The 24268-nt window shown below is 55.3% G+C and carries 21 protein-coding genes, 1 tRNA gene and 1 riboswitch; of the genes, 15 read left to right on the top strand and 7 right to left on the bottom strand.

Annotated features, from left to right (window positions below):
- Positions 1 to 138 precede the first annotated feature (138 nt).
- The 7 genes from vapB to yegS all read left to right on the top strand — a co-directional run bounded on the left by vapB (position 139) and on the right by yegS (position 6916).
- Positions 139 to 357 carry a type II toxin-antitoxin system VapB family antitoxin gene (vapB, locus tag FD737_RS10975; RefSeq protein WP_160833500.1) on the top strand — a complete coding sequence of 73 codons (219 nt, stop codon included), beginning with the start codon at positions 139 to 141 and terminating at the stop codon, positions 355 to 357.
- Positions 357 to 755, top strand: a complete 399-nt coding sequence (locus FD737_RS10970; protein WP_160833499.1) for a type II toxin-antitoxin system VapC family toxin — start codon at positions 357 to 359, stop codon at positions 753 to 755. Before vapB ends, FD737_RS10970 begins: the two co-directional genes overlap by 1 nt.
- Before the next feature lie 16 nt (positions 756 to 771).
- On the top strand, positions 772 to 2178 hold the full coding sequence (locus FD737_RS10965; RefSeq protein WP_160833498.1) for an MFS transporter: 1407 nt from the start codon (positions 772 to 774) through the stop codon (positions 2176 to 2178).
- Positions 2175 to 3566, top strand: coding sequence for a two-component system sensor histidine kinase BaeS (baeS, locus tag FD737_RS10960; protein ID WP_160833497.1), 1392 nt, complete (start codon positions 2175 to 2177; stop codon positions 3564 to 3566). The genes FD737_RS10965 and baeS overlap by 4 nt, the downstream gene beginning before the upstream one ends.
- Positions 3567 to 3569: 3 nt before the next feature.
- On the top strand, positions 3570 to 4277 hold the full coding sequence (gene baeR / locus FD737_RS10955) for a two-component system response regulator BaeR (protein WP_097116631.1): 708 nt from the start codon (positions 3570 to 3572) through the stop codon (positions 4275 to 4277).
- Between the two features lie 139 nt (positions 4278 to 4416).
- Positions 4417 to 5784: a tRNA 5-hydroxyuridine modification protein YegQ gene (gene yegQ / locus FD737_RS10950; RefSeq protein ID WP_160833496.1), complete on the top strand. Its 1368-nt coding sequence runs from the start codon at positions 4417 to 4419 to the stop codon at positions 5782 to 5784.
- A 232-nt stretch (positions 5785 to 6016) separates the two neighbouring features.
- Entirely contained in the window at positions 6017 to 6916 is a 900-nt protein-coding gene (yegS, locus tag FD737_RS10945) for a lipid kinase YegS (RefSeq protein ID WP_160833495.1), read from the top strand.
- A 578-nt stretch (positions 6917 to 7494) separates the two neighbouring features.
- Here yegS and FD737_RS10940 read toward each other — a convergent pair.
- A complete protein-coding gene (locus FD737_RS10940) occupies positions 7495 to 8616 on the bottom strand; it encodes a Gfo/Idh/MocA family protein (protein ID WP_160833494.1) in 1122 nt (373 codons plus the stop codon).
- A 308-nt stretch (positions 8617 to 8924) separates the two neighbouring features.
- Between FD737_RS10940 and FD737_RS10935 the strand changes: the two genes are divergently transcribed.
- The 5 genes from FD737_RS10935 (at position 8925) to FD737_RS10915 (ending at position 14274) form a co-directional block, all read left to right on the top strand.
- A tRNA-Asn gene (locus tag FD737_RS10935) sits at positions 8925 to 9000 on the top strand.
- A 508-nt stretch (positions 9001 to 9508) separates the two neighbouring features.
- A complete protein-coding gene (locus FD737_RS10930) occupies positions 9509 to 10519 on the top strand; it encodes a Zn-dependent oxidoreductase (RefSeq protein WP_160833493.1) in 1011 nt (336 codons plus the stop codon).
- A gap of 173 nt (positions 10520 to 10692) precedes the next feature.
- Positions 10693 to 11976, top strand: a complete 1284-nt coding sequence (locus FD737_RS10925; RefSeq protein WP_160833492.1) for an MFS transporter — start codon at positions 10693 to 10695, stop codon at positions 11974 to 11976.
- Positions 11977 to 12028: 52 nt separating this feature from the next.
- Entirely contained in the window at positions 12029 to 13489 is a 1461-nt protein-coding gene (locus FD737_RS10920) for a mannitol dehydrogenase family protein (protein ID WP_160833491.1), read from the top strand.
- Between the two features lie 98 nt (positions 13490 to 13587).
- Positions 13588 to 14274 (top strand): GntR family transcriptional regulator, encoded by a 687-nt coding sequence (locus FD737_RS10915; RefSeq protein WP_045832814.1) that lies wholly within the window; start codon positions 13588 to 13590, stop codon positions 14272 to 14274.
- A 213-nt stretch (positions 14275 to 14487) separates the two neighbouring features.
- Here FD737_RS10915 and fbaB read toward each other — a convergent pair whose 3' ends face one another.
- The 3 genes from fbaB to thiM all read right to left on the bottom strand — a co-directional run bounded on the left by fbaB (position 14488) and on the right by thiM (position 17330).
- A complete protein-coding gene (gene fbaB, locus FD737_RS10910) occupies positions 14488 to 15540 on the bottom strand; it encodes a class I fructose-bisphosphate aldolase (RefSeq protein ID WP_045832840.1) in 1053 nt (350 codons plus the stop codon).
- Between the two features lie 207 nt (positions 15541 to 15747).
- On the bottom strand, positions 15748 to 16548 hold the full coding sequence (gene thiD, locus FD737_RS10905) for a bifunctional hydroxymethylpyrimidine kinase/phosphomethylpyrimidine kinase (RefSeq protein ID WP_038645887.1): 801 nt from the start codon (positions 16546 to 16548) through the stop codon (positions 15748 to 15750).
- A complete protein-coding gene (thiM, locus tag FD737_RS10900) occupies positions 16545 to 17330 on the bottom strand; it encodes a hydroxyethylthiazole kinase (RefSeq protein WP_160833490.1) in 786 nt (261 codons plus the stop codon). Before thiM ends, thiD begins: the two co-directional genes overlap by 4 nt.
- 33 nt (positions 17331 to 17363) lie before the next feature.
- Positions 17364 to 17459: riboswitch (TPP riboswitch) on the bottom strand.
- 324 nt (positions 17460 to 17783) lie between these two features.
- Here thiM and FD737_RS10895 point away from each other — a divergent pair.
- Positions 17784 to 17987, top strand: coding sequence for a hypothetical protein (locus FD737_RS10895; RefSeq protein ID WP_160833489.1), 204 nt, complete (start codon positions 17784 to 17786; stop codon positions 17985 to 17987).
- 66 nt (positions 17988 to 18053) lie between these two features.
- Here FD737_RS10895 and ahpF read toward each other — a convergent pair whose 3' ends face one another.
- A complete protein-coding gene (gene ahpF, locus FD737_RS10890; protein WP_160833488.1) occupies positions 18054 to 19622 on the bottom strand; it encodes an alkyl hydroperoxide reductase subunit F in 1569 nt (522 codons plus the stop codon).
- 70 nt (positions 19623 to 19692) lie between these two features.
- Entirely contained in the window at positions 19693 to 20256 is a 564-nt protein-coding gene (gene ahpC, locus FD737_RS10885; RefSeq protein ID WP_034824884.1) for an alkyl hydroperoxide reductase subunit C, read from the bottom strand.
- 255 nt (positions 20257 to 20511) lie between these two features.
- Between ahpC and FD737_RS10880 the strand changes: the two genes are divergently transcribed.
- Positions 20512 to 20964, top strand: a complete 453-nt coding sequence (locus FD737_RS10880) for a GNAT family N-acetyltransferase (RefSeq protein WP_160833487.1) — start codon at positions 20512 to 20514, stop codon at positions 20962 to 20964.
- Here the strand turns inward: FD737_RS10880 and apbC are convergent.
- Positions 20961 to 22073 carry an iron-sulfur cluster carrier protein ApbC gene (apbC, locus tag FD737_RS10875; RefSeq protein WP_097116621.1) on the bottom strand — a complete coding sequence of 371 codons (1113 nt, stop codon included), beginning with the start codon at positions 22071 to 22073 and terminating at the stop codon, positions 20961 to 20963. The two genes, FD737_RS10880 and apbC, sit on opposite strands and share 4 nt — an antisense overlap.
- Positions 22074 to 22161: 88 nt before the next feature.
- Between apbC and metG the strand changes: the two genes are divergently transcribed.
- On the top strand, positions 22162 to 24249 hold the full coding sequence (metG, locus tag FD737_RS10870; protein WP_283215549.1) for a methionine--tRNA ligase: 2088 nt from the start codon (positions 22162 to 22164) through the stop codon (positions 24247 to 24249).
- Positions 24250 to 24268: the final 19 nt, after the last annotated feature.

Raw genomic sequence — 24268 nt, 5'->3', positions numbered from 1 at the left:
GATCAGGCTGCTGAGGATAAAAGCCAGGGGATACCGAAACCGGGAGCGCTTTAAGCTGGGAGTGATGTTCCACTACGGGAAACTGAATATGGCGTTCTGAGTCTCCCACCATGATCGGGGAAGACCCCTCAAGGTACAGTGTTTACAAATAATCGTACGCAAAACGTGCGTATTCCTGCTGACGTGCGCTTTCCCGACAACGTGAAAAATGTCACGGTGCGTGCGATTGGCAAAGAGCGCATTCTCACACCAATAGAAAACGCCTGGGATAGCTTTTTCCTCGATGGCCCCAGCGTAAGCGATGATTTTATGAATGAGCGTGCGTCACAGGAGCAATCTGACAGGGAAGATTTTTAATGCATCGCTATATGCTGGATACCAACTCCGTTATCTATGTCATCAAACGCCGCCCGATTGAGGTTTTGGAACGCTTTAATGCCAATGTCGGGCGCATGGTCATCTCATCGATTACGCTTGCTGAACTCGTTCATGGTGCGGAGAAAAGTGCTTTTCCTGAAAGGAATTTACGCACTGTTGAAGACTTTGTTTCCCGTCTGGACGTACTCAGTTACGACCAAAGGGCAGCATTTCAATACGGCTCGATTCGCGCTGACCTGGAAAAGAAAGGCACACCCATCGGTCTGAATGATTTACACATTGCTGCACACGCGCGGAGTGAAGCGCTAACACTCATTACCAACAACCTGCGCGAATTTTCACGGGTGAACGGGTTAATCAGCGAAAACTGGCTTTAATATAACGGTAATCTTCATGAACTCGCAAACCGCTACCGTGCGCTGGCAGCTGTGGATCGTCGCCTTCGGCTTTTTTATGCAGGCGCTGGATACCACCATCGTCAACACCGCCATCCCTTCAATGGCGCGTGACCTCAATGTCAGCCCACTCAACATGCATTCGGTGATCGTGTCGTATGTGCTGACGGTGGCCGTGACGTTGCCGATCAGCGGCTGGCTGGCGGATCGCTTTGGCGTGCGTAACATTTTCTTCTGCGCCATTGTGCTGTTTAGCATCGGTTCGCTGCTGTGCGCCTTCTCCACCTCGCTCGATCAACTGGTGATGGCGCGCGTGGTGCAAGGCGTCGGCGGTGCGATGATGGTGCCGGTCGGGCGTTTGACGGTGATGAAAATTGTGCCGCGCGAGCAGTACATGTCGGCGATGACCTTTGTGACAACCCCCGGGCAAATCGGTCCGCTGCTCGGTCCGGCGCTGGGCGGGATTTTAGTGCAATACGCCAGCTGGCACTGGATCTTCCTGATTAATATTCCGGTCGGCATCATCGGCGCGATTGCCACCCTGATGCTGATGCCGAATTACACCATGCAAACCAAACGCTTCGACTTCCTCGGTTTTGTGCTGCTGGCAGTGGGCATGGCGACCCTGACGCTGGCGCTCGACGGCCAGCGCAGCACCGGCGGCTCCCCGCTGCTGCTCGGCGCACTGATTCTGGTCGGCGTGTTCTCCCTGCTGTTTTACCTGATGCACGGCCGCAACAACGACAACGCGCTGTTTAGCCTGAAGCTGTTCGACAACCGCATCTACTCGATTGGCCTGCTCGGCAGCTTCACCGGACGCATCGGTAGCGGCATGCTGCCATTTATGACACCGATCTTTTTGCAGGTGGGCCTCGGCTACAGCCCGTTCCACGCGGGTTTAATGATGATTCCGATGGTGCTGGGCAATATGGGCACCAAACGCGTGGTGGTGCGCATCGTTAACCTGTTTGGCTATCGCAATGCGCTGGTCGGGGCGACTATCGCACTGGCGCTGGTGGTGTTGCTGTTTCCGGCAGTGGCGCTGCTCGGATGGGTGTGGATGCTGCCAGTGGTCCTGCTGCTGCAAGGCATGGTGAATGCCATCCGCTTCTCCTCAATGAACACCTTAACGCTGAAAGAGTTACCGGATGATCTGGCTTCAAGCGGCAACAGCTTGCTCTCGATGATCATGCAGTTGTCGATGAGTATTGGCGTCACGGTGGCAGGCTTGCTGCTGGGTGCGTTCGTCCACGGCGCCGTGACCAACAGCGCCGCCGCACATCAAACCTTTATTTATACCTACCTGTGCATGGCGCTGGTGATTGTGTTGCCAGCACTGGTGTTCTGGCGCGTACCCAAAGATGTGAGTAAGAACGTGGATCTCAGAGGCAGGAGAAAAGCATGAAGCAGCCGTTGAAACTCGGCATTGGTGCCAAGTTGTTTGTGGCGATTTTTTCCACCTGCATGCTGGTGATCATCACCATGCACTGGGGCGTGCGCCTCAGCTTTGAGCACGGCTTTGTTGATTACATCAAGAAAGGCAATGAACAGCGTTTAACCCTGCTGAGCGATGCGCTGGCGGATCAGTATGAGCAGCACGGCAACTGGGATTTCCTGCGGAACAACGACCGCCTGATTTTCACCATTCTGCGATCGATGGAGCAAAATCCCGGCAGCAGTACGCAGTTGCCGCCACACGGCTGGCGCACCCAATTCTGGATTATCGATCAGCAGTATAAAGTGCTGTCCGGGCCACACTCACCGGTGCCGCCGGAAGGCACGCGGCGCAACATCACCACCAGCACCAGCAAAGTGGTGGGTTGGGTGATCGCCTCGCCCGCTGAACGACTGACGCGCAGCACCGATATCAACTTTGACCTGCAGCAGCGCCGCACCAGCTGGATGATCGTCACCCTCACCACGCTGCTGGCGGCGCTGGTCACCTGGCTGCTGGCGCGCGGCTTATTGGCCCCGGTGAAGCGGCTGGTGGATGGCACCCATGAACTGGCGGCAGGCAAATTTTCCACACGCGTGGAAGTCGGCAGCAGTGATGAAATCGGTCAGCTGGCGCGCGATTTTAACCAGCTCGCCAGTTCTCTGGAGAAGAACGAAAGCAATCGCCGCGCCTTTATGGCCGACATCTCCCACGAGCTGCGCACACCGCTGGCGATCATGCGCGGTGAGCTGGAAGCGATGCAGGATGGTGTGCGCAAGCTGACGCCGGAAGCCATCACCTCACTGCAGAGTGAAGTGGTGGTGCTGACCAAACTGGTGGACGATCTGCATCAGCTGTCGCTGTCTGACGCTGGCGCCCTCGCCTATCGCAAACAGCCGGTGGATGTGGTGAATCTGCTGGAAGTGGTGGCAGGCAGCTTTGGCGAACGCTATCGCAGCCGGGATTTGACGCTCACCCTTGCGCTGCCGACCAAAGCGGAAAGTTTCGGCGATCCGGATCGTTTGATGCAGTTGTTCACCAATCTGCTGGAGAATAGCCTGCGTTATACCGATGCCGGTGGCGAAGTACGGGTCAGCCTGCAGCAACACGGCGACTACTGGCAGTTACGCTTTGCGGATAGCGCGCCCGGCGTCGATGCTGAACATCAGGCACATCTTTTTGAGCGTTTTTTCCGGGCAGAAAGTTCACGCAATCGCGCCAGCGGCGGCTCTGGCTTGGGCCTGGCGATCTGTAAAAACATAGTTGAAGCACATAGCGGCAGCATTTCTGCGGATCACTCTGATTTAGGTGGATTGCAAATCGCGCTAAACTTGCCGTATGTTCCTCACCAGAAATAGCTTATGAGCCCGGATAATCACGATCCCCTGATTCTTATTGTTGAAGACGAACCGAAACTGGCGCAGCTGATGATCGATTATCTGCAGGCGTCCAACTATCGCACCCACCATATTGCCGATGGCAATGAAGTGCTGAACTACGTGCAGCACTCACCGCCGGATTTGATGCTGCTGGATTTGATGCTGCCGGGTCGCGATGGCTTAACGCTGTGTCGTGAAATCCGCCGTTTCTCCGAGCTGCCGATCATTATGGTCACCGCGCGCACCGAGGAGATCGACCGCCTGCTGGGGCTGGAAATCGGCGCGGATGATTACATCTGCAAACCGTTCAGCCCGCGTGAAGTGGTGGCACGTGTGAAAACCATTTTGCGCCGCGTGAAACGTTCGCCGGAAGAGGCGCAACTCGCCTCGCATCTGCTGATTGATGAAGGGCGTTTTCAGGCCAGCTGGCGCGAACAGCAACTGGAACTGACGCCTGCTGAATTCCGCTTGCTGAAAACCCTGGCGCTGGAGCCGGGTAAAGTGTTCTCGCGTGAACAGTTACTGAATCATCTTTATGACGATTATCGCGTGGTCACTGACCGCACTATTGATAGCCATATCAAGAATCTGCGTCGCAAGCTGGAAAACCTCGATGCGGAGCAGCCGTTTATTCGTGCGGTGTACGGCATGGGTTATCGCTGGGAAGCGGACGTCTGTCGCCTGATGTAGCGCTCGCTTGATGTAGATCAATTTACTTCAGCGACGGCCCTGCCTACAATTCCCCACCTTTTGCAGGGCCGTTTGATGCGGCTCGTGCACCTGCCATCGCCGATGGCATGCTGACCTGACATCAGTGAGAATTCCCTCCATGTTTAAACCCGAACTCCTTTCTCCAGCGGGATCGCTGAAGAATATGCGCTATGCCTTTGCCTATGGCGCAGACGCGGTGTATGCCGGTCAACCGCGCTACAGCCTGCGCGTGCGTAATAATGAATTTACCCACGAAGTGCTGGCCAAGGGCATTGAAGAAGCGCACCAGCTGGGCAAGAAATTCTACGTAGTGGTGAACATCGCGCCGCATAACGCCAAGCTGAAAACCTTTATCCGCGACCTGACGCCGGTGGTGGAGATGCAGCCCGATGCGCTAATCATGTCCGATCCCGGCCTGATTATGCTGGTGCGTGAAGCTTTTCCGGAGATGCCGATTCATCTATCGGTGCAGGCCAATGCGGTGAACTGGGCGACGGTGAAGTTCTGGCAGCAGATGGGGCTGACCCGCGTGATTCTGTCGCGCGAGCTGTCGCTGGATGAGATTGCTGAGATTCGCCAGCAGGTGCCAGAAATGGAGATTGAGATCTTCGTACACGGCGCACTGTGCATGGCCTACTCCGGGCGCTGTCTGCTTTCCGGTTATCTCAATAAGCGCGATCCGAATCAGGGAACCTGTACTAACGCCTGCCGCTGGGAATACAAAGTGGAAGAAGGCAAACAGGATGAGGTGGGCAATATTGTCGGCTTCCACCAGCCGGTTGAGGTGCAGGAGCCCACGCTGGGCGTTGGCGCGACGACCGACCGTGTATTCTTGTTAGAAGAGAAGATGAAGCCCGGTGAAGTGATGAGTGCCTTTGAAGATGAGCACGGCACTTACATCATGAACTCAAAGGATTTACGCGCGGTGGCCCATGTCGAGCGCCTGAGCCAGATGGGCGTACATTCGCTGAAAATTGAAGGCCGCACTAAATCTTTCTATTACTGTGCTCGCACCGCGCAGGTTTATCGTCGCGCCATCGATGATGCGGCAGCCGGCAAGCCGTTCGATCCGGCGCTGCTGGAGACGCTGGAAGGTTTGGCGCATCGTGGCTATACCGAAGGTTTCCTGCGTCGTCATACGCATGACAGTTATCAGAACTATGAACAGGGTTTTTCGGTATCCGATCGCCAGCAGTTTGTGGGAGAGTTTACCGGTGAACGTCGCGGCGACTGGGCGCAAATTGCCGTGAAGAATAAGTTTTTGCTCGGCGATTCTGTGGAGATCATGACGCCGCAGGGCAATCTGAACTGTACGCTGGAATCGATGCAGAATGATAAAGGTGCAGCGGTAGATGTCGCGCCGGGAGATGGACATAAGGTGTGGATCCCTGTACCGGAATCGGTGGATCTGGCCTTTGCTTTGCTAATGCGAAATTTCACTGACGGCAACAGCACCTACGATCCGCACGGAAAAAAGCGCACATAATGAAAAGAAAGGCGCGAAGTTAGAACAGGATCACAGACCGCCGCTGCGCCTCGCTTTAGAATCCCGCCTGCTGCTAACGAGTAACAATAAACAGCAGGTAGTACCAGGAACCACCTCATTCACCCGCCCGGCTCCCCCGTGCGGGATTTCTTTTTTTCATCGCCCGCCGATAAAGTTCCTCGCCCAGCTATGCTATAACCTCTGCATCGTATTTCGCCTCAAGGAACTGATTATGCAAAATAAACCACTGACGCTGCTGATCCTCAATGGGAAAGGCGCGGGCAATGAAGATTTGCGTGCGGCGGTGAATACGCTGCGCGATGAAGGTTTTAATCTGGCGGTACGCGTGACCTGGGAAAAGGGCGACGGTGACCGTTACGTGCAGGAAGCGGTGGAATTGCAGGCTGAAACCGTGGTAGCGGGCGGCGGCGATGGCACCATCAATGAAATCGCCACAGCGCTGGCGGCAGTGCCTGCAGAGCAGCGTCCAGCACTGGGTATTCTGCCGCTTGGTACGGCCAATGATTTCGCCACCAGCGTGGGGATTCCAGAGGAGATGGAACCGGCGCTGCGTCTGGCGGTGTTGGGTAAAGCCAGCGCGATTGATTTGGCGCGTGTAAATGGCGATCGCTACTTTATCAATATGGCGACCGGCGGCTTTGGCACGCGTATTACCACGGAGACGCCGGAGAAATTGAAATCGGCTTTAGGCGGCGTGTCCTATTTTATTCATGGTTTGATGCGAGTGGATGCGCTGAAGCCGGATAGCTGTGAGATCAGCGGTCCGGGATTTGAGTGGCAAGGTGATGCACTGGTGATCGGCATTGGTAATGGTCGTCAGGCAGGTGGCGGACAGAAGCTGTGTCCGGATGCATTGATCAATGATGGGCAGCTGAATCTGAGCATCGTCACCGCGCAGGAGTTGTTGCCGACGTTGCTGCATTCGCTGACGCGTAATGATGAGAATCCGAATATTGTTTCGGCGCAGTTGCAGTCGCTGAGCATTCGTTCACCGCACGAGATGACGTTCAATCTGGATGGCGAACCGCTGACCGGCAGCGAATTTGAAATTGAAGTGATGCCAGGCGCGCTGAGCTGCCGCCTGCCGCCGCAGTGCCCGCTACTGGCGTGATGTTAGTCGGTTAGATTCGGAAGAAATGCAGTCTGGATTGCTAGTGCTAACGCAGTCTGGTTTGCTGGTGAGAACGCAGTCTGGGTTGCTGGTGATAACGCAGTCTGGGTTGCTGGTGATAACGCAGTCTGGGTTGCTGGTGATAACGCAGTCTGGGTTGCTGGTGATAACGCAGTCTGGGTTGCTGGTGATAACGCAGTCTGGGGTCGCTTTGGGGCTGGCGGTCCTCGCGCCGCTGACGCGGTGCCTTCACTTCACTCGTCAGCCGGACGGACCGGCGCAGACGGAACATCCCTGTTCCGGCTGCGCCTTTCGCCAGCATCCATGCTGGCTCTCCTGGTTTCCTCATTCCGTTCAGCGCTGCGAAATGCCAGCCCCAAAGCGACCCCAGCCTGCTCATTAGCTTTAATGCGTGCTGTCAGAGGTGCTGCCTGTTAGACATTGCGCTCATTGGCTAACTTTGGCTGCTGCCAGAATCACTCTTTAGCAATATTCACTATCGGCTAAGAAGCTGCCCTAGCCTGCCCTAGCCTGCCCTAGCCTGCCCAACAGCTTGAATGCGTACTGTAAGAAGGGCGTTACACCTTCATCCAGCGACGCTCGACGGCGGATACTGCTACCGCTTCTAATACCTTCTGCACCTGCAAGCCTTCGGCAAAATCTGGCCACATACGATCGCCGGCTGCGATACCGTTGATCAAGTCACGGATCTCCACGGTTTTCTGATCGTTAAAACCAATACCGTGACCCGCTGATACGCAGAAGTTGGCGTAATCCGGATGGGCCGGGCCAGTCAGAATGGTTTTGAAGCCCTGACGTCCAGCGGGCTCATCATGGATATACAGCTCCAGCTCGGCCATGCGCTCCTGGGTGTAGCGTAGCGTGCCTTTGGTGCCGGTGACCACGTAGGTGAGGCCCATTTTGCTGCCACAGGCGATGCGCGAGGTCTCAAACACGCCGTGTGCACCATTTTTAAAGCGCAGCAGCGCGCTGGCCTGATCTTCGTTCTCTACCGGCAGCAGACGTGAATGGTCTTTGGGATCGGGCCGCTGTTTAATTACCGTCATCATATCGCCGCTGACTTCTTCGATGTCGCCCACCAGATAGTGCGCCATGTTGACGATATGCGCCGCCAGATCGCCTAACGCACCCAAGCCGGCCAGCGCTTTCTGGCAGTGCCAGTCGAGCGGGGTTTCCGGGCGTGCCAGATAATCTTCGTTGTGAGTGCCGTAGAAATGGATCACTTCGCCAATTTCACCGCGCGCAATGATTTCACGCGCCAGCTGGCTGGTCGGGTTTTTCATATAGTTGAAGCCCACCAGCGTTTTGACGCCTGCCTGCTGCGCGGCCTGCACCATCTCTTCTGCGTCTGCCACAGACAACGACAGCGGCTTCTCAGAGTAAACGTGTTTGCCGTTACGAATCGCTTCCAGCGCCATCTCTTTGTGCAGGAAGTTCGGGGCACAGATGTCGACCACATCGATGTTGGGATCGCGCACCAGCTCGTGCCAGTCGCCAGTTGAACGGGCAAAGCCAAAGGTTGCCGCCTGTTTCGCGGCCAGCTCTGGATTCACCTCTGCCAGCATTTCACGCACGATTTCGCCTTTCAGCGCAAAAACAGTGGGAGCCTGCGCGTAAGCAATGGCGTGACAACGACCAATGTAACCACTGCCGATCATTCCGATTCTGACTTTGTTCATGCTGCACCTGGAGTTGTGGGTGGGAATTGATCTGGAATATATGTTTCGCTTTTGGCCGCCACAACGGCGAAATGAAATATCTGTGATCATACATGCGAGGTATCTGACAAAATCGACAAATCAGAATGTAATTTTGCATAACATTAGTGACTTGCATCACAAATCATCCTGTTATGGAGGGTGATTCAGCGCGCTAAGGCGGAGAAAATCGTAAAATTGACGCTTTATTCAGCAGTCAGTTAAAAATGTAGAAAAGGCCTTTGACAACCCAGAGCCTGCTCGTTACTATGCGCCCCGTTCCAAACGATTCCTCTGTAGTTCAGTCGGTAGAACGGCGGACTGTTAATCCGTATGTCACTGGTTCGAGTCCAGTCAGAGGAGCCAAATTCTTGAAAAGAGCAGCCTATCAGGCTGGTTTTTTTATGCCTGCAATTTGGGAGGCGATGAATGGAATAGTTGGGCGATGTCCTATCTAAAGTCATTGTCGGCTCAATCTGAAAATCTCAGCCAAACCTGCACATCTCATCACAGCCTGAACATCACAAACCCAATTCCCCCCCAACATAGCTTGAAGACCTCATATCACTCTGAACATCGCAACCCACTCAACACCTCAACCCTGTTTGAATATCTGCGGCCTGCCTGGGAATCTCAACCCAAACTGAAAATCCCACATCTCAAATCTCTGCATATTTCAGCCCCACTCCAATTCCACTGCCCCATCTTCCAAACTGCCACAGTTCTTCGCTCCCTCTCCCTGCACTCTGTGACTCTCTTCACAACTCTTTAACGCCGACTTGTATGGTAGTATTAGCAAGCGTATTTTTCATTCATTGCATTCCCGTTGCTGCCAAATCCACCAATTAAGTGTGTATCTGGCAAGGAGTAGATGATGAAAAGTGTCGTAATTGATCAACCGGGTGAATTGGTAGTGGCAGAACGCGCATTGCCTGAACCAGCCGCAGGCGAAGTGCGCGTCAAAGTGCAGTTTGCCAGTATCTGCGGTTCAGATGTGCACATCTGGCACGGCCACAACCCATTCGCCAAATACCCGCGCGTGATTGGCCACGAATTCTTTGGCCTAATCGATGCGGTGGGTGAAGGCGTGGATGCCGCGCGTATCGGCGAGCGTGTGGCGGTGGATCCGGTCGTCAGCTGCGGACACTGCTACCCCTGCTCCATCGGTCGCCCAAACGTCTGTAAAGAACTGCAGGTAATCGGTGTGCACCGTGACGGTGGTTTCAGCGAATTTGCGGTGGCACCGGCGAAAAACGCTTTTACTCTGCCCGCTTCTATTCCGGACAAACTCGCCAGCCTGGTGGAACCGTTCACCATCGCGGCGAACATCACCGCCTTCCTCAAACCGCAGGCCAATGACGTGGCGATGATTTACGGCGCTGGCCCGATGGGCTTAACCGCCATTCAGGTGCTGAAAGGCGTCTACGGCGTGGAAAAAGTGCTGGTGGTGGATCGTCTGCCGGAACGTCTGGCGCTGGCGCAGGAAAATGGCGCTGATCAGGTGTTCAACAACAGTGAGATTCCGCTGGCCGCACAGCTGGAAGGCGTGCAGCCAACATTGATCATCGATGCCGCCTGCCATCCGACCATTCTGGCAGAAGCCGCTGCCCTCGCCTCTCCGGCGGCGCGTATTGGCCTGCTCGGCTTCTCCGGTGAACCTTGCAGCATCACGCAGCAGGCGTTAACCAGCAAAGAGTTATCACTGTTTACCTCGCGCCTGAACAGCAATCGCTTCCCGCAGGTGATTGAGTGGATGGAGAAAGGTCAGATTCAGCCAGAGAAATTAGTCACCCACTATTTCCCGCTGGCTGAGATTGAAAAAGCGATGACGCTGTTCGAAAAAGATCCGCGCACCTGCTGCAAAGTGATTCTGCACATGGGTTAAGTTAATCTTCACACCAGGTGTCCTTAATCCGGTGCGTACCCGCCGGCCAATATAATAATCCTCTCAATGCTTCAGGCTGTATCAAAGCGGCAAGTGATTAAATCCCCGAGGGGGATGAGATTAAACAGGCCACACAGAAACAGATTGAGGCATGACGGGGAAACGGAGTTTCTATGTTAATGAATCTACGCTGGACCCTCGTACTGCTGTTGTTCCTGGTTTATATGATCAACTACCTCGATCGTATTGCCCTTTCTCTGACTGTACCGCTGGTAGAAAAAGACCTGATGATCAACGCCGAACAGTTCGGCATGATTTTCGGTAGCTTCTTCTTTGGTTATGCGCTGTTTAACTTTATCGGTGGCCTGGCGACCGATAAATTCGGCCCGACTATCGTGCTCGGCACCGCCGTCGGTATGTGGTCGCTGTTCTGCGGCATGACCGCACTGGCGACCGGGTTCTGGTCGATGATGATTCTGCGCGTGCTGTTCGGCATGGCGGAAGGCCCAATCTGCGCCTCGGCAAACAAGGCCATCAACGGCTGGTTCCCGAAAAAACAGGCGGCTACCGCAATGGGCTTGCTGAGTGCGGGTTCGCCGCTGGGTGGTGCTGTCGCTGGTCCGATTGTGGGCTATCTGGCGTTATCATTTGGCTGGCGTCCGGCGTTCGTGGTGATCTGCGTGATTGGCCTGGTGTGGATGGGTCTGTGGTTCTTCTTCGCTGCTGATAACCCGGCACGCAGCAAAAAAGTCTCTGCAGAAGAGCGCGCGCTGGTCGAGAAACTGAAAGCGGAAGAACCGGCTGATGTCATCGATTCATCAGGCAAAGCGCACGGCATGGGTTACTACCTGCGTCAGCCGATTATTCTGGTCACCGCTTTTGCCTTCTTCTGCTACAACTATATTCTGTTCTTCTTCCTGAGCTGGTTCCCGGCTTATCTGGTGCAGGCGCACGGCCTGGATATTAAATCCATGAGTATCACCACCATGATCCCGTGGATTGTCGGCTTCGTCGGCCTCGCATTGGGCGGTTGGATCTCGGATAAGATTTTCAACATCACCGGCAAGTTGCTGCTGTCGCGCAAAATTGTTCTGGTGGTCTCGCTGCTGGCTGCCGCCATCTGTGTAGCACTGGCGGGAACGATTAAAGAGGTGAATTCCGCGGTGATCATGATGTCGATCTCCATCTTCTTCCTCTACATCACCGGTGCGATTTACTGGGCGATTATTCAGGATGTGGTGCACAAAAGCCGTGTCGGCAGCATCAGTGGCTTTATCCATCTGATTGGTAGCCTGTCCGGGATTGTTGGACCGATTGTCACAGGCTATATCGTGCAGCACACCGGTAAATTCGACAGCGCCTTTATTCTGGCGGGCTGTGTCGCCGGGATTGGTGCGATGCTGGTGCTGTTTGTGATTCGCAGCCCAAAGACCGTAGATAAACCGGTGTCCGCATAACAGATTGACCATAATGGGGCGCTCAGCGCCCCGTTTGCTAAAAGGAAAACGCATGTTAGAACTTGATCGCCTCCCCGCCGACGTCCAACGTCCCGCTTACGACCGCAGCAAGTTAAAAACCCGCATGGTACATATCGGCTTTGGTGCTTTTCACCGTGCCCATCAGGCGCTCGCGACCGATAAACTGGCAACGAAAGGCAGCGACTGGGGCTACTGCGAAGTGAATCTCAACAGCGGCGCACTGATCCAGGCGCTGCGCCAACAGGATTTGCTCTATACCCTCACCGAGATGGCCGATAGCAGCCTGCACACCCGCGTGATTGGCGTGGTGACGCAAGCGCTGCATGGCAAAGGCGACGGCATTGATGCGGTGATTGAGGCGATGAGCCAGCCGGATGTGGCGATTGTCTCGATGACGGTGACTGAGAAAGGCTATTGCTACATGCCTTCCAGCGGCAAGCTCAATCCGGATCATCCTGATATCGTGCATGACCTGAAAAACCCCACGCAGCCGCGTTCGCTGCCGGGCCTGATTCTGGCGGCGATTATCCGTCGCCGCGAACGTGGATTAACGCCATTCAGCGTGATGTCCTGCGACAACATGCCAGAGAACGGTCACGTCACGCGCAACGTCGTCACCCAGCTGGCAGAACGCCATAGCCACGAACTGGCAGAGTACATTCAAACGCACATCACCTTCCCCTCCACCATGGTGGATCGCATCGTTCCCGCCATGACCGATGCCGCATTTGATGCGCTGGAAGCGCGCTTAGGCAGCAGCGATCCGGTGGCGGTGGAAGCCGAGCCTTTCTTCCAGTGGGTGATTGAAGATAACTTCGTTAACGGCCGCCCGACGTGGGAAAATGCCGGTGCTGAGCTGGTCAGTGATGTATTACCGTTTGAAGAGATGAAGCTGCGCATGCTCAACGGCAGCCACTCGTTCCTCGCCTATCTCGGCTTCCTCGCCGGATACGAACACATCAGCGATTGCATGGCCGATAACCACTTCCGCACGGCGGCGCGCGCGCTGATGTTACAGAATCAGGCCCCGACGCTGCGTACTCAGGGCGTGGATCTCACCGCCTATGCCGACTCGCTGATCGCTCGCTACGAAAACCGCGCCATCAAGCATCGCACTTATCAAATTGCCACCGATGGCACGCAGAAGTTGCCGCAGCGTTTGCTGGACAGCGTGCGCTGGCATCTGCGTAACGGCACCTCTTGCGACTATCTGCTGCTCGGTGTGGCGGGTTGGATTCGCTATGTCAGCGGTGTCGATGAACAGGGCCAGACGATAGAAATTCGCGACCCGCTAAAAGATCAGCTGGCGAGCATCGTGGCACATAGTGAAGATGGCGCAGATCGCGTGAAGGCGTTGATCGGCTTGAAAGCGGTGTTTGGCGATGACCTGCTGCATCAAACCGCCTTCGTGGCACGCGTTACGGAACTCTATCAGCAACTGGTTGTACAGGGTGCACGCGCCACGGTACAGGCCCTTGTGACACAGGCATAAGTGCCTTCACAAATGTGTAGCGCAGATGCAGCGTGCTGATTAGACTGAACCTTTCTCATCGGGCTGGCGTAGGCCAGCCGTAATACGGATATTGCTGCATGTCGATTGCCTATACCATTACCACCAGCGAACCCGTAAATCAGCAGATCTATCGTTATCTGCGCAAAGATATCGTGACCTGCGCCATTCATCCCGGCTCGTTGCTGTCGGAAAAAGAAGTGTCCGCGCGCTTCAATGTGTCGCGCCAGCCAGTCCGCGAAGCCTTTATCAAACTGGCGGAAGCGGGCCTGGTGCAGGTGCTGCCGCAGCGCGGCACTTTCGTGCGTAAAATTTCCGCCCAGCGTGTGGCCGACGGCCGTTTTATCCGTGAAGCGGTGGAAATCGCCGTGGTGCGACGTGCTGCACAGGAGATCACTCCCGAAGGCTTAATGGCGCTGGAGCACAATCTTCAGTTGCAGCGTCTGGCGGCAGAACGTCACGACAGCCAGGCATTCTTAACGCTGGACGATGAGTTTCACCGCCTGATTGCCGAAGGGATTAACTGCCTGCTGGCATGGGAAACGGTGGAGAACATTAAAGCCACCATGGACCGCGTGCGCTTCCTGACCCTGAGTGAAGTGTCACCACCGGAAAGCCTGATTCAGCAGCATGAAAACATCTACCAGGCGTTAAAAGCGCAAGATGTTGAAGCGGCAGAAGCGGCGATGCGACGTCATCTGCAGGAAATGATTTTGACCATTACGCCGATTGCTGAGCGTAATAGCGAATGGTTTGAAGCGCCTTAGATTGTCTGCGATTAGAGCCCCTCAACCTGGTCCTCTCCCATATAAAGGGGGAGACCCAAGCAAAGTGCGATTGGCGAGCGAGTGAAGCGCGTGTTGCCGCTCAATAGAGAGCTTTGCAGATAAGATTTCGTCCCCATGCTCTCGATCAATCCCCAATCATTACTCCGCTGACCGATTCCCCTCCCGCTTGCGGGAAGGGATTTGGGCAATCAATTACGCAATTGTGACATCTTTCGCCAGATAAACATCCTGCACCGCATTAATCAGCTGTACGCCCTCTTTCAGCGACTTCTTAAACGCCTTACGGCCCAGTATCAGCCCCATACCGCCCGCACGTTTGTTGATCACCGCAGTACGCACCGATTCGGCAATGTCAGTGTCTCCGGCTGATGCGCCACCGGAGTTGATCAATCCAGCACGGCCCATATAGCAGTTCGCCAGCTGGTAACGCACCAGATCGATCGGGTTCTCCGTGGTCAGCTTGCTGTAGACGCGCTCATCGGTATGGCCGAATTTCACCGCCTTGTAGCCGCCGTTGTTCTCGGCCATTTTCTGCTTCACGATGTCTGCGCCAATGGTGGCTGCCAGATGGTTGGCCTGGCCGGTCAAATCAGCGCTGGCATGGTAATCTACGCCGTCTTTCTTGAAGCCATCATTGCGCAGATAGGCCCACAGCACGGTCACCATGCCCAGTTCATGCGCACGCTCGAAAGCAGCCGAGATCTCTTCAATCTGACGACGTGACTGCTCAGAACCAAAATAGATGGTCGCGCCCACCGCAATCGCCCCCAGGTTGAATGCCTGCTCGACGCTGGCATACAGCGTTTGATCGTACTGGGTGGGATAGCTCAGGGTTTCGTTGTGGTTAAGTTTCACCATAAACGGAATGCGGTGTGCATAGCGGCGTGATACTGAGGCCAGCACACCATAGGTAGAGGCGACACAGTTACAGCCGGCTTCAATCGCCAGCTCAACAATGTTCTTCGGATCGAAGTAAGCCGGGTTGGCGGCAAAAGAGGCACCCGCTGAGTGCTCAACGCCCTGATCGACCGGCAGAATCGACAGATAGCCGGTGCCCGCCAGGCGACCAGTGTTATACAGGGTTTGCATATTGCGTAATACGGCAGGAGAACGATTGTTGTCGATCATCACACGATCGACGAAATCCGCGCCCGGTAAATAAAGGCTGTCCGCTGGAATGGTCATGCAGCGATGTTGAAGAAGTGAATCCGCTTCTTTGCCCAATAACTGTACGATGTCCGTCATGTTGGCTCCTGAAATAAATGGCTGGAATGGAACCGGCAATGGCCGATTCGCCCCCAACAGCCTGGACCGAAAAGCGCCAGGCTGGCAAATTGCTCACTCCATTTTTCAGACGGATACGCAGTAAAAATATTCTGCCACCTTGCGATGGGCGGCCTTCAGATTGAATCCTGCAACGCAGAGGCACGCCTTAATCGCCGTTCTGCTGCCCTACCACCACTGATGGAAATGGTGCACCGGACCAATGCCCTTGCCGACTTCCAGCGAGTCGGCGTGCAGCAAGGCCTGCTGCAGCCAGGCTTTGGCTTCGGTGACTGTATCCGCCCAGTTATCGTGACGTGGACGCAGTGCCGCTAAAGCGGCGGACAGCGAACAACCGGTGCCGTGGGTATGGCGCGTATTGACGCGTGGTGCGGTGAAGCGCTGACGCCCTGCACGGGTGATCAGCCAATCCGGGCTTTCGGCATCACTGAGATGTCCGCCCTTCATTAATACCGCTTCACAACCGAGATCCAACAGCGCATCGCCCTGCATCAGCATGGTTTTCTCATCCTGCGCCATATCACGGCCCAGTAGCGCAGCGGCTTCGGGCAAATTGGGCGTGATCAACGACACCTGCGGCAGCAGCAGTTCACGCACGCTGGCCACTGCATCCGGCGACAGCAGCGGATCGCCACTCTTGGCAATCATCACCGTATCCAGCACCACAAACGGCAGGCTGGCGCGTTTCAGCCGCTCGGCCACCACTTCAACAATCGCGGTTTCCGACAGCATGCCAATTTTGGCGGCATCAATACGCACATCGTCCAGCACCGAATCCAGTTGCGCGCCAACGAAATCGGGTTCAATGCGATACACCGACTGCACGCCGCAGGTGTTCTGCGCCACCAGCGCGGTGATCACACTGGTGCCATAGGCGCCCAATGCGGAGAAGGCTTTGAGATCGGCCTGAATGCCTGCGCCACCGCTCGGGTCAGTACCTGCAATGGTTAACGCGTTGATGCGCTTCATACGGCAACCTCCAGCGTCCAGAGGTTATCGAGGAAAGCCGCGACAAAGCTGCCTGGCCCCTGAACAGCACGCGCCGCCTGCTCGCCCGCCAGCGACATCACGCGACATGCCGCCGCCACATGCTGCAAGCGGTCGCCCGGTAAGCTGCTGAAGGCCGCGACCACGGCGGAAAGCGCGCAGCCGGTGCCGACCACGCGCGTCATCAGCGGGCTGCCGCCTGGAATCGCCAGCGTGCGTTTGCCATCAGTGACGTAATCGACTTCGCCTGTGACCGCCACCAGCGTGTGGTAATCCTGTGCCAACTGTTGCGCCGAGCTGAGTGCGGCATCGGCCTGATGCACGCTGTCCACGCCGCGCCCGCCCGCAGCCTGGTTAGCCAGCGCGAGGATTTCCGAGCCGTTGCCACGAATCGCGGCGGGATGCAGGCTCAGCAGCTGCTGGCAGAATTCGGTGCGGAATGAGAGTGCACCCACGGCCACCGGATCGAGCGTCCAGGGCGTACCGACTTTAGAGGCGGACTGCACCGCCGCCAGCATCGCATCGCGACGGTCGCGGGTTAAGGTCCCGACGTTGATCAGCAGCGCATCGGCAAAACTCACGAACTGCGCGGCTTCCTCGGCATCGGTCACCATCGCGGGAGAGGCTTGCAAAGCCAGCAGCACATTGGCGGTAAAGGTTTGCACCACGTCATTGGTCATGCAGTGCACCAGCGGTGCCTGCTGACGCAGCAGCTGCAGGGATTGCGCGAGTTGCGCGGAGGTAAGAAGGTCAGGCTGTGTCATAAAACTCCCAACCGGCGATCAAGAAGGCGAATGCGGTCAGGCATCTGACTTCCCTACGCTGGCATTATCCAGATCAGGTCAGCGGGTGTATCTCAGCCCTGTTTAACAGGGGCACCCCGAGTCATGGCATGGTGAACATGCCGCACACAGGATAAGGCGAGTGTGGAGGATTGTAAATCGTGGTCGTTTGAAGGATGCTGAAAACGGCACTAATTCAAAATAGTTAAAATAATTCGACAGGCTAAATTTTAAAAAGAGCCGTTTCGATCAATTATCATCATTAATTAACTCTCTTCTGAATTTTCCAGATTTATTCTAATCACTGAAAAATCGACTAATCAACACGCGCCTTCGCATTCATTGATGCACATCAACGCCCTGCCAGGCGTAGCAAGGCCTAATCCCCCTCCGGACTTGAACAGAGTCACAGCCTATCCAATTCCGGAATCGATAATGATCTCAAAATTATTCAGCTTTATTCCGCACGCCCATAAATGGCACGACATTCGTATTTCGCGCAAAGGCGCTATTTGCCCTTCCGGTCGCCACTATTTTTCCACCCATGTTGAAGCTCGATGTAGAAGTTGCGGCGAACGTTTGCATAAAGTTTATTACCGCGACGTGAGCGATGCGGAAGCACGCCGTTGGTTGGGATGAAAAACAGGCAAAAAAAAGCCCCGTAACATCCGTTACGGGGCTGCTGCGTGGCTATCGCAATAAAACTTATTCAGCCGGTTGGGTGCGGATCAGGTAATCGAACGCGCTGAGTGAGGCTTTCGCGCCTTCACCGCTGGCGATGATGATCTGCTTGTACGGCACCGTGGTGCAGTCACCCGCTGCGAACACGCCTTTCAGGCTGGTTTCGCATTTGGCATCGATAATGATTTCGCCCATCTTGTTACGTTCTACCGCGCCTTCCAGGAAGGTGGTGTTCGGCAACAGACCAATCTGCACGAAGATGCCGCTCAGCGCGATCTCGTGGCTGGTCTGGTTGTTACGGTCGATGTAGCTCAACCCGGTCACTTTGCTGCCGTCGCCTTTCACTTCAGTGGTCTGCGCATTCAGAATCACATCGACGTTTTTCAGGCTGCGCAGTTTATCCTGCAGCACTTTGTCGGCGCGCATTTCGCTGGCGAATTCCAGCAGCGTCACGTGCTCAACCAGACCCGCGAGGTCGATAGCCGCTTCAACGCCGGAGTTACCGCCGCCGATCACCGCCGTGCGCTTGCCTTTGAACAGCGGGCCATCGCAGTGTGGGCAGTAGGTCACGCCTTTGGTGCGATACTGTTCTTCGCCCGGCACACCCATGTTGCGCCAGCGTGCGCCGGTGGCAATGATGATGCTGCGTGATTTCAGCACTGCGCCAGACGCGGTCTCAATCGCGTGCAAGCCGCCCTCTTTCGCTTCGGGAATCAGCTTAATGGCGCTCTGGGTGTCGATGACGTCAACATCGTAGTCATCAACGTGAGCACGCAGTGAACCGGCCAGCTTAGCGCCTTCGGTTTTCTGTACGGAGATGTAGTTTTCGATGTCTACGGTGTCGAGCACCTGACCACCAAAACGCTCGCCCATCAGGCCTGTGCGGATACCTTTACGTGCCGAGTAAATCGCTGCCGCTGCGCCCGCTGGGCCGCTGCCGACAATCAGCACTTCATAGGCGTCACGCTTGTTCAGCTCTTCTGCTGCACGTTTCTCAGCGTTGGTGTCCACTTTGCCGACGATTTCCGCCAGACTCAGACGGCCCTGACCGAACTCTTTGCCGTTCAGGAATACCGCAGGAACGCCCATCACGTTACGTTCGGTGATTTCGTTCTGGAACATGCCGCCGTCAATCGCGGTGTGGCTGATGCGTGGGTTCAGCACCGCCATCAGGTTCAGCGCCTGCACCACGTCAGGACAGTTATGGCACGACAACGAGTAATAGGTTTCGAAATGCAGGTCGGTATCCAGAGCAACCACTTGCTCCAGCAGACTCTGCGACTCTTTCGAAGGGTGTCCACCGGTCTGCAGCAGGGCCAGCACCAGTGAAGTAAATTCGTGACCCATTGGCGAACCGGCAAAGCGTGGGCCGCTCTGGCTGCCTGGGTTAGTGATCAGGAAAGAGGGTTTACGAACCGGACGATCATTCTCTTCACGGAAGCTGACTTTTTCTGACAAGCTCGCGATATCGGCTAATAGAGAACGAATCTCCGCAGATTTAGCGCCATCATCCAGTGTGGCAATCAACTCAACCGGTTTCGTTAATTTCTCAAGGTAAGCCTTGAGCTGTGTTTTTAAATTGGTATCGAGCATAGTGAGTTCCTGTCAAGAAAATCGGGTGCCGTAGCACCCGATTGAGAAAGATCGAATGGCTGGGTGTGACTTAGATTTTGCCAACCAGGTCCAGAGATGGAGCCAGTGTTGCTTCGCCTTCTTTCCATTTAGCTGGGCAAACTTCACCTGGGTGAGAAGCCACATACTGAGCCGCTTTAATTTTGCGGATCAGGTCAGATGCGTCACGGCCAATGCCTTCAGCGGTGATTTCGATAGCCTGGATGATGCCCTGTGGGTCAACAATGAAGGTACCGCGATCCGCCAGACCTTCGTCTTCGCGCATGATTTCGAAGTTACGGGTCAGTGCGCCAGTTGGGTCGCCGATCATCGCGTATTTGATTTTTGCGATGGTTTCGGAAGAACCGTGCCAGGCTTTGTGGGTAAAGTGCGTGTCGGTAGAAACAGAGTAGATGTCTACGCCCAGTTTCTGCAGTTCTTCGTGATGGTCTGCCACGTCACCCAGCTCAGTTGGGCAAACGAAGGTGAAGTCAGCCGGGTAGAAGAAGAATACACTCCATTTACCTTCAACGTCTTTCTCGGTTACGTCGATGAATTCGCCGTTTTTGAACGCTGCGTTTTTGAATGGTTTGATTTTGGTATTAATGATGGACATGGTGACCTCCGTTAAAAGATGTGATGCAAGTTACAGTTTTTCCGGGCCAACTTCTAATATGCAGTCGTTATCAATCAGATAATCAAAAGCTATCAAAGTGCTGATGCCAGATTCCATGCGGCTTGCCGCGGCATTCTACACAGAAAGCCTGATGATTTGACAGGCTTTATCTTTTTTCGTCGGCTAGTGTTACCTGGGGTCGCCATTTAAAGCGACCGCCACGCTACCTAATCTTGTTTATGATGGAGCCCATGCTTGGACATTCGATTATTTGAGGAAGCCGACCGCCCTTTTCTGCGCACACTGTTTCTGGCAGCACGTCGTCACAACTGGACCTGGCTGGATGGCGATAATTGGGCACTGGAAGATCTGGATGGCGTGATTTTGGGGGAGACGGTGTTAGTCGCGTTGGTCGATGGGCATCGTGCCGGGTTCGCGGGCATCCTTCCTAATGACAACTTCCTGCACAGCCTGTATGTCGACCCCGACTTTCAGGGCCGTGGCGTCGGTAGCGCCCTGCTGGAGGCGGTGCAGAAGCGCTTTACCTCAACCGGCGTGCTGAAATGTCTGATGCTGAATGAGTTAGCGCAGGCGTTTTACCTAAAACATGGCTGGCAGCGTGAAGCCACCGGTGAGAGCGAGCAAGGAAAATATGTGCTGATGCATTTTCCGCTGACGGCGCGCGCCAGCGGAAAAGTGAAGCGTTAAACCGCGCGGAAGGCGATATCGGCCGGAATCACTTCGCCCTGCCAGTAAAGCTGTGCCGCCACGCGACCGGCTAACTGGCGATACAGTGCAGTGAATTCGCTGTCCGGACGGCGGATCACCGTTGGTTCACCATCATCCAGATCCTCACGCAGATTGATATGCAGCGGCAGTTGCGCCAGCAGCTGCGTGTGGTAGTCCGCCGCCAGTTTCTGCGCGCCGCCGGTGCCAAAAATCGGCTCATGATGGCCGCATTCGCTGCAAATATGAATGCTCATGTTCTCCACCACCCCCAACACCGGCACGCTGACCTTCTCAAACATCACAATGCCTTTACGCGCATCAATCAGGGCGATGTCCTGTGGCGTGGTGACCACCAGCGCGCCCGTCACCGGGACGTTTTGCGCCAGCGTCAACTGGATATCCCCGGTGCCCGGTGGCATATCGAGAATCAGGTAATCCAGATCCGGCCACATCGTCTCGTTGAGCAGCTGCATCAGCGCTTTGCTGGCCATCGGGCCGCGCCACACCATGGCATTTTCATCGGTGACCAGGTAGCCAATCGAGTTGGTCGCCAGTCCGTGCGCCATGATCGGCGCCATATGCGTGCCATCCGGCGAGGTCGGACGCTGGCTCTCGGTGCCGAGCATATTGGGAATCGACGGGCCGTAAATATCGGCATCGAGAATACCGACCTTCGCACCTTCGGCAATCAGCGCCAGCGCCATGTTCACCGCGGTGCTGGATTTGCCCACGCCGCCTTTACCGGAACTCACCGCAATGATGTTCTTCACACCTGTTGCGCCAGGATGATTTTTCACGCGCTTCAGCGTGGCAATGTCGTGGCGCAAACGCCAGTCGATGGCGCTAGCATGGGTGAGACGCAGCAGTTCGGCGCTGACTTGTGCCTTCAGCTCTTCGAAAGCCGAGGCCCAGGCAAACGGCATCACCAGTTCGATGTGCAGCTTGCCGTCCAGCAGTGCCACATGGCGCAGGGCTTTCAAGGTCGTCAGATTGTGATGCAGCGTCGGATGTTCAAAGTCACTCAGCACGCCGATAACTACCGCGCGCAATGCTTCGGGTGAATGATGTTCCCGGGATTGTGAAGTCATCCCAACTCCTTGTGTTTTCATCACGCCAGATATCGGCGATGTGCTTTCAATAATATCAGATGCCGTCCAGTTGTGTTTACGCCAGAGGGTGCTTCGGGTAACATCTAAGCCCGATTTTTATTCACGGAACGCTACGCAAACTATGACTCAAGTCGCTAAAAAAATTCTGGTAACGTGCGCACTGCCGTACGCAAACGGTTCAATCCATCTCGGTCACATGCTTGAGCACATTCAGGCTGACATTTGGGTCCGTTACCAGCGAATGCGTGGCAACCAGGTTTACTTCATCTGCGCAGACGATGCCCACGGCACGCCGATCATGCTGAAAGCCCAGCAACTCGGTATCCCACCTGAGCAGATGATCGCCGAGATGAAGCAGGAGCACGAAACTGACTTCGCTGGCTTCGACATCAGCTACGACAACTATCATTCCACGCACGGCGATGAAAACCGTGAGCTGTCAGAGTTGATCTACGGTCGTCTGAAAGAGAACGGTTTTATTAAGAACCGTACCATTTCACAGCTGTACGATCCGGAAAAAGGCATGTTCCTGCCGGACCGTTTTGTCAAAGGCACCTGCCCGAAATGTAAGTCACCGGATCAATACGGCGATAACTGCGAAGTGTGCAGCGCGACCTACAGCCCAACCGAACTGATCGATCCGAAATCCGTGGTCTCTGGCGCGACGCCGGTACTGCGTGATTCAGAGCACTTCTTCTTCGACCTGCCTTCATTCAGCGCGATGTTGCAGACCTGGACCCGTTCAGGTGCGTTGCAGGAGCAGGTGGCGAACAAAATGCAGGAATGGTTCGAATCAGGCTTGCAGCAGTGGGATATTTCCCGCGATGCGCCTTATTTCGGTTTCGAAATTCCAGGCGCGCCGGGCAAATACTTCTACGTGTGGCTGGATGCGCCAATCGGTTACATGGGTTCCTTCAAGAACCTGTGCGACAAGCGCGGTAACATCGATTTCGACGAGTTCTGGAAAAAAGATTCTTCTACCGAGCTGTATCACTTCATCGGTAAAGACATCGTTTACTTCCACAGCCTGTTCTGGCCTGCAATGCTGGAAGGCAGCAACTTCCGCAAGCCGACCAACCTGTTCGTGCACGGTTATGTGACGGTGAACGGCGCGAAGATGTCCAAATCACGCGGCACCTTCATTAAGGCCAGCACCTGGCTGCAGCATCTTGATGCGGACAGCCTGCGTTATTACTACGCAGCGAAACTCTCTTCACGCATCGACGACATCGACCTGAATCTGGAAGATTTCGTGCAGCGTGTGAATGCCGATATCGTCAACAAGGTGGTGAACCTCGCGTCCCGCAACGCAGGATTCATCACTAAGCGTTTTGGCGGAAAACTGGCGAGCGAACTGGCCGATCCGGCGCTGTATCAGACCTTTGTCGATGCCTCAGAGAAGATTGGCGAAGCCTGGGCGAGCCGCGAGTACAACCGCGCGATTCGTGAAATCATGGCGCTGGCGGATATCGCTAACCGCTATGTGGATGAGCAGGCACCGTGGGTGGTGGCGAAACAGGAAGGCCGAGATGCTGACCTGCAAGCGATCTGCTCAATGGGTATCAACCTGTTCCGCATTCTGATGACCTGGCTGAAGCCGGTGCTACCTTCACTGAGCGCGCGTACCGAAGCCTTCCTTAATACGGAACTGAGCTGGGATGCGATTGCACAGCCGCTGCTGGATCACGATGTGGCGCCTTTCAAAGCCTTGTATGGCCGTATCGAAATGGCCAAAGTTGAAGGCCTGATTGAAGCATCTAAAGAAGATGCAGCTGCGGCGAACAAGCCAGCAGTAACCGGCCCTCTGGCGGATGCGCCGATTGGCGAAGCCATCACTATCGACGATTTCGCTAAAGTTGATATGCGTGTAGCACTGATCGAGAAAGCCGAGCTGGTTGAAGGATCTGACAAGCTGCTGCGTCTGGAACTGGATCTTGGCGGCGAGAAGCGCCAGATCTTCTCGGGCATTCGCGCGGCCTATCCGGATCCGTCAGTGCTGGTCGGCAAGATGACCATCATTGTCGCTAACCTGGCACCGCGTAAGATGCGTTTCGGCATCTCAGAAGGCATGGTGCTGTCAGCCGGTTCCGGCGGTTCAGATCTGTTTGTGTTGTCCGTTGATAGCGGTGCACAGCCTGGAATGCAGGTGAAGTAATTGAACAAGCCGCCTTCAG

The sequence above is a fragment of the Pantoea sp. Seng genome (assembly GCF_009829935.1).
GTDB classification, from domain to species: Bacteria; Pseudomonadota; Gammaproteobacteria; order Enterobacterales; family Enterobacteriaceae; genus Pantoea; species Pantoea communis.
This window is presented reverse-complemented; position numbering and strand designations above follow the sequence as displayed.

What these genes read in the sequence shown, in the direction of transcription:
- FD737_RS10970 (WP_160833499.1), top strand. Translation starts at nt 357, where the DNA reads ATGCATCGCTATATGCTGGATACCAACTCCGTTATCTATGTCATCAAA.
- FD737_RS10965 (WP_160833498.1), top strand. Translation starts at nt 772, where the DNA reads ATGAACTCGCAAACCGCTACCGTGCGCTGGCAGCTGTGGATCGTCGCC.
- baeS (WP_160833497.1), top strand. Translation starts at nt 2,175, where the DNA reads ATGAAGCAGCCGTTGAAACTCGGCATTGGTGCCAAGTTGTTTGTGGCG.
- baeR (WP_097116631.1), top strand. Translation starts at nt 3,570, where the DNA reads ATGAGCCCGGATAATCACGATCCCCTGATTCTTATTGTTGAAGACGAA.
- yegQ (WP_160833496.1), top strand. Translation starts at nt 4,417, where the DNA reads ATGTTTAAACCCGAACTCCTTTCTCCAGCGGGATCGCTGAAGAATATG.
- yegS (WP_160833495.1), top strand. Translation starts at nt 6,017, where the DNA reads ATGCAAAATAAACCACTGACGCTGCTGATCCTCAATGGGAAAGGCGCG.
- FD737_RS10940 (WP_160833494.1), bottom strand. Translation starts at nt 8,616, where the DNA reads ATGAACAAAGTCAGAATCGGAATGATCGGCAGTGGTTACATTGGTCGT.
- FD737_RS10930 (WP_160833493.1), top strand. Translation starts at nt 9,509, where the DNA reads ATGAAAAGTGTCGTAATTGATCAACCGGGTGAATTGGTAGTGGCAGAA.
- FD737_RS10925 (WP_160833492.1), top strand. Translation starts at nt 10,693, where the DNA reads ATGTTAATGAATCTACGCTGGACCCTCGTACTGCTGTTGTTCCTGGTT.
- FD737_RS10920 (WP_160833491.1), top strand. Translation starts at nt 12,029, where the DNA reads ATGTTAGAACTTGATCGCCTCCCCGCCGACGTCCAACGTCCCGCTTAC.
- FD737_RS10915 (WP_045832814.1), top strand. Translation starts at nt 13,588, where the DNA reads ATGTCGATTGCCTATACCATTACCACCAGCGAACCCGTAAATCAGCAG.
- fbaB (WP_045832840.1), bottom strand. Translation starts at nt 15,540, where the DNA reads ATGACGGACATCGTACAGTTATTGGGCAAAGAAGCGGATTCACTTCTT.
- thiD (WP_038645887.1), bottom strand. Translation starts at nt 16,548, where the DNA reads ATGAAGCGCATCAACGCGTTAACCATTGCAGGTACTGACCCGAGCGGT.
- thiM (WP_160833490.1), bottom strand. Translation starts at nt 17,330, where the DNA reads ATGACACAGCCTGACCTTCTTACCTCCGCGCAACTCGCGCAATCCCTG.
- FD737_RS10895 (WP_160833489.1), top strand. Translation starts at nt 17,784, where the DNA reads ATGATCTCAAAATTATTCAGCTTTATTCCGCACGCCCATAAATGGCAC.
- ahpF (WP_160833488.1), bottom strand. Translation starts at nt 19,622, where the DNA reads ATGCTCGATACCAATTTAAAAACACAGCTCAAGGCTTACCTTGAGAAA.
- ahpC (WP_034824884.1), bottom strand. Translation starts at nt 20,256, where the DNA reads ATGTCCATCATTAATACCAAAATCAAACCATTCAAAAACGCAGCGTTC.
- apbC (WP_097116621.1), bottom strand. Translation starts at nt 22,073, where the DNA reads ATGACTTCACAATCCCGGGAACATCATTCACCCGAAGCATTGCGCGCG.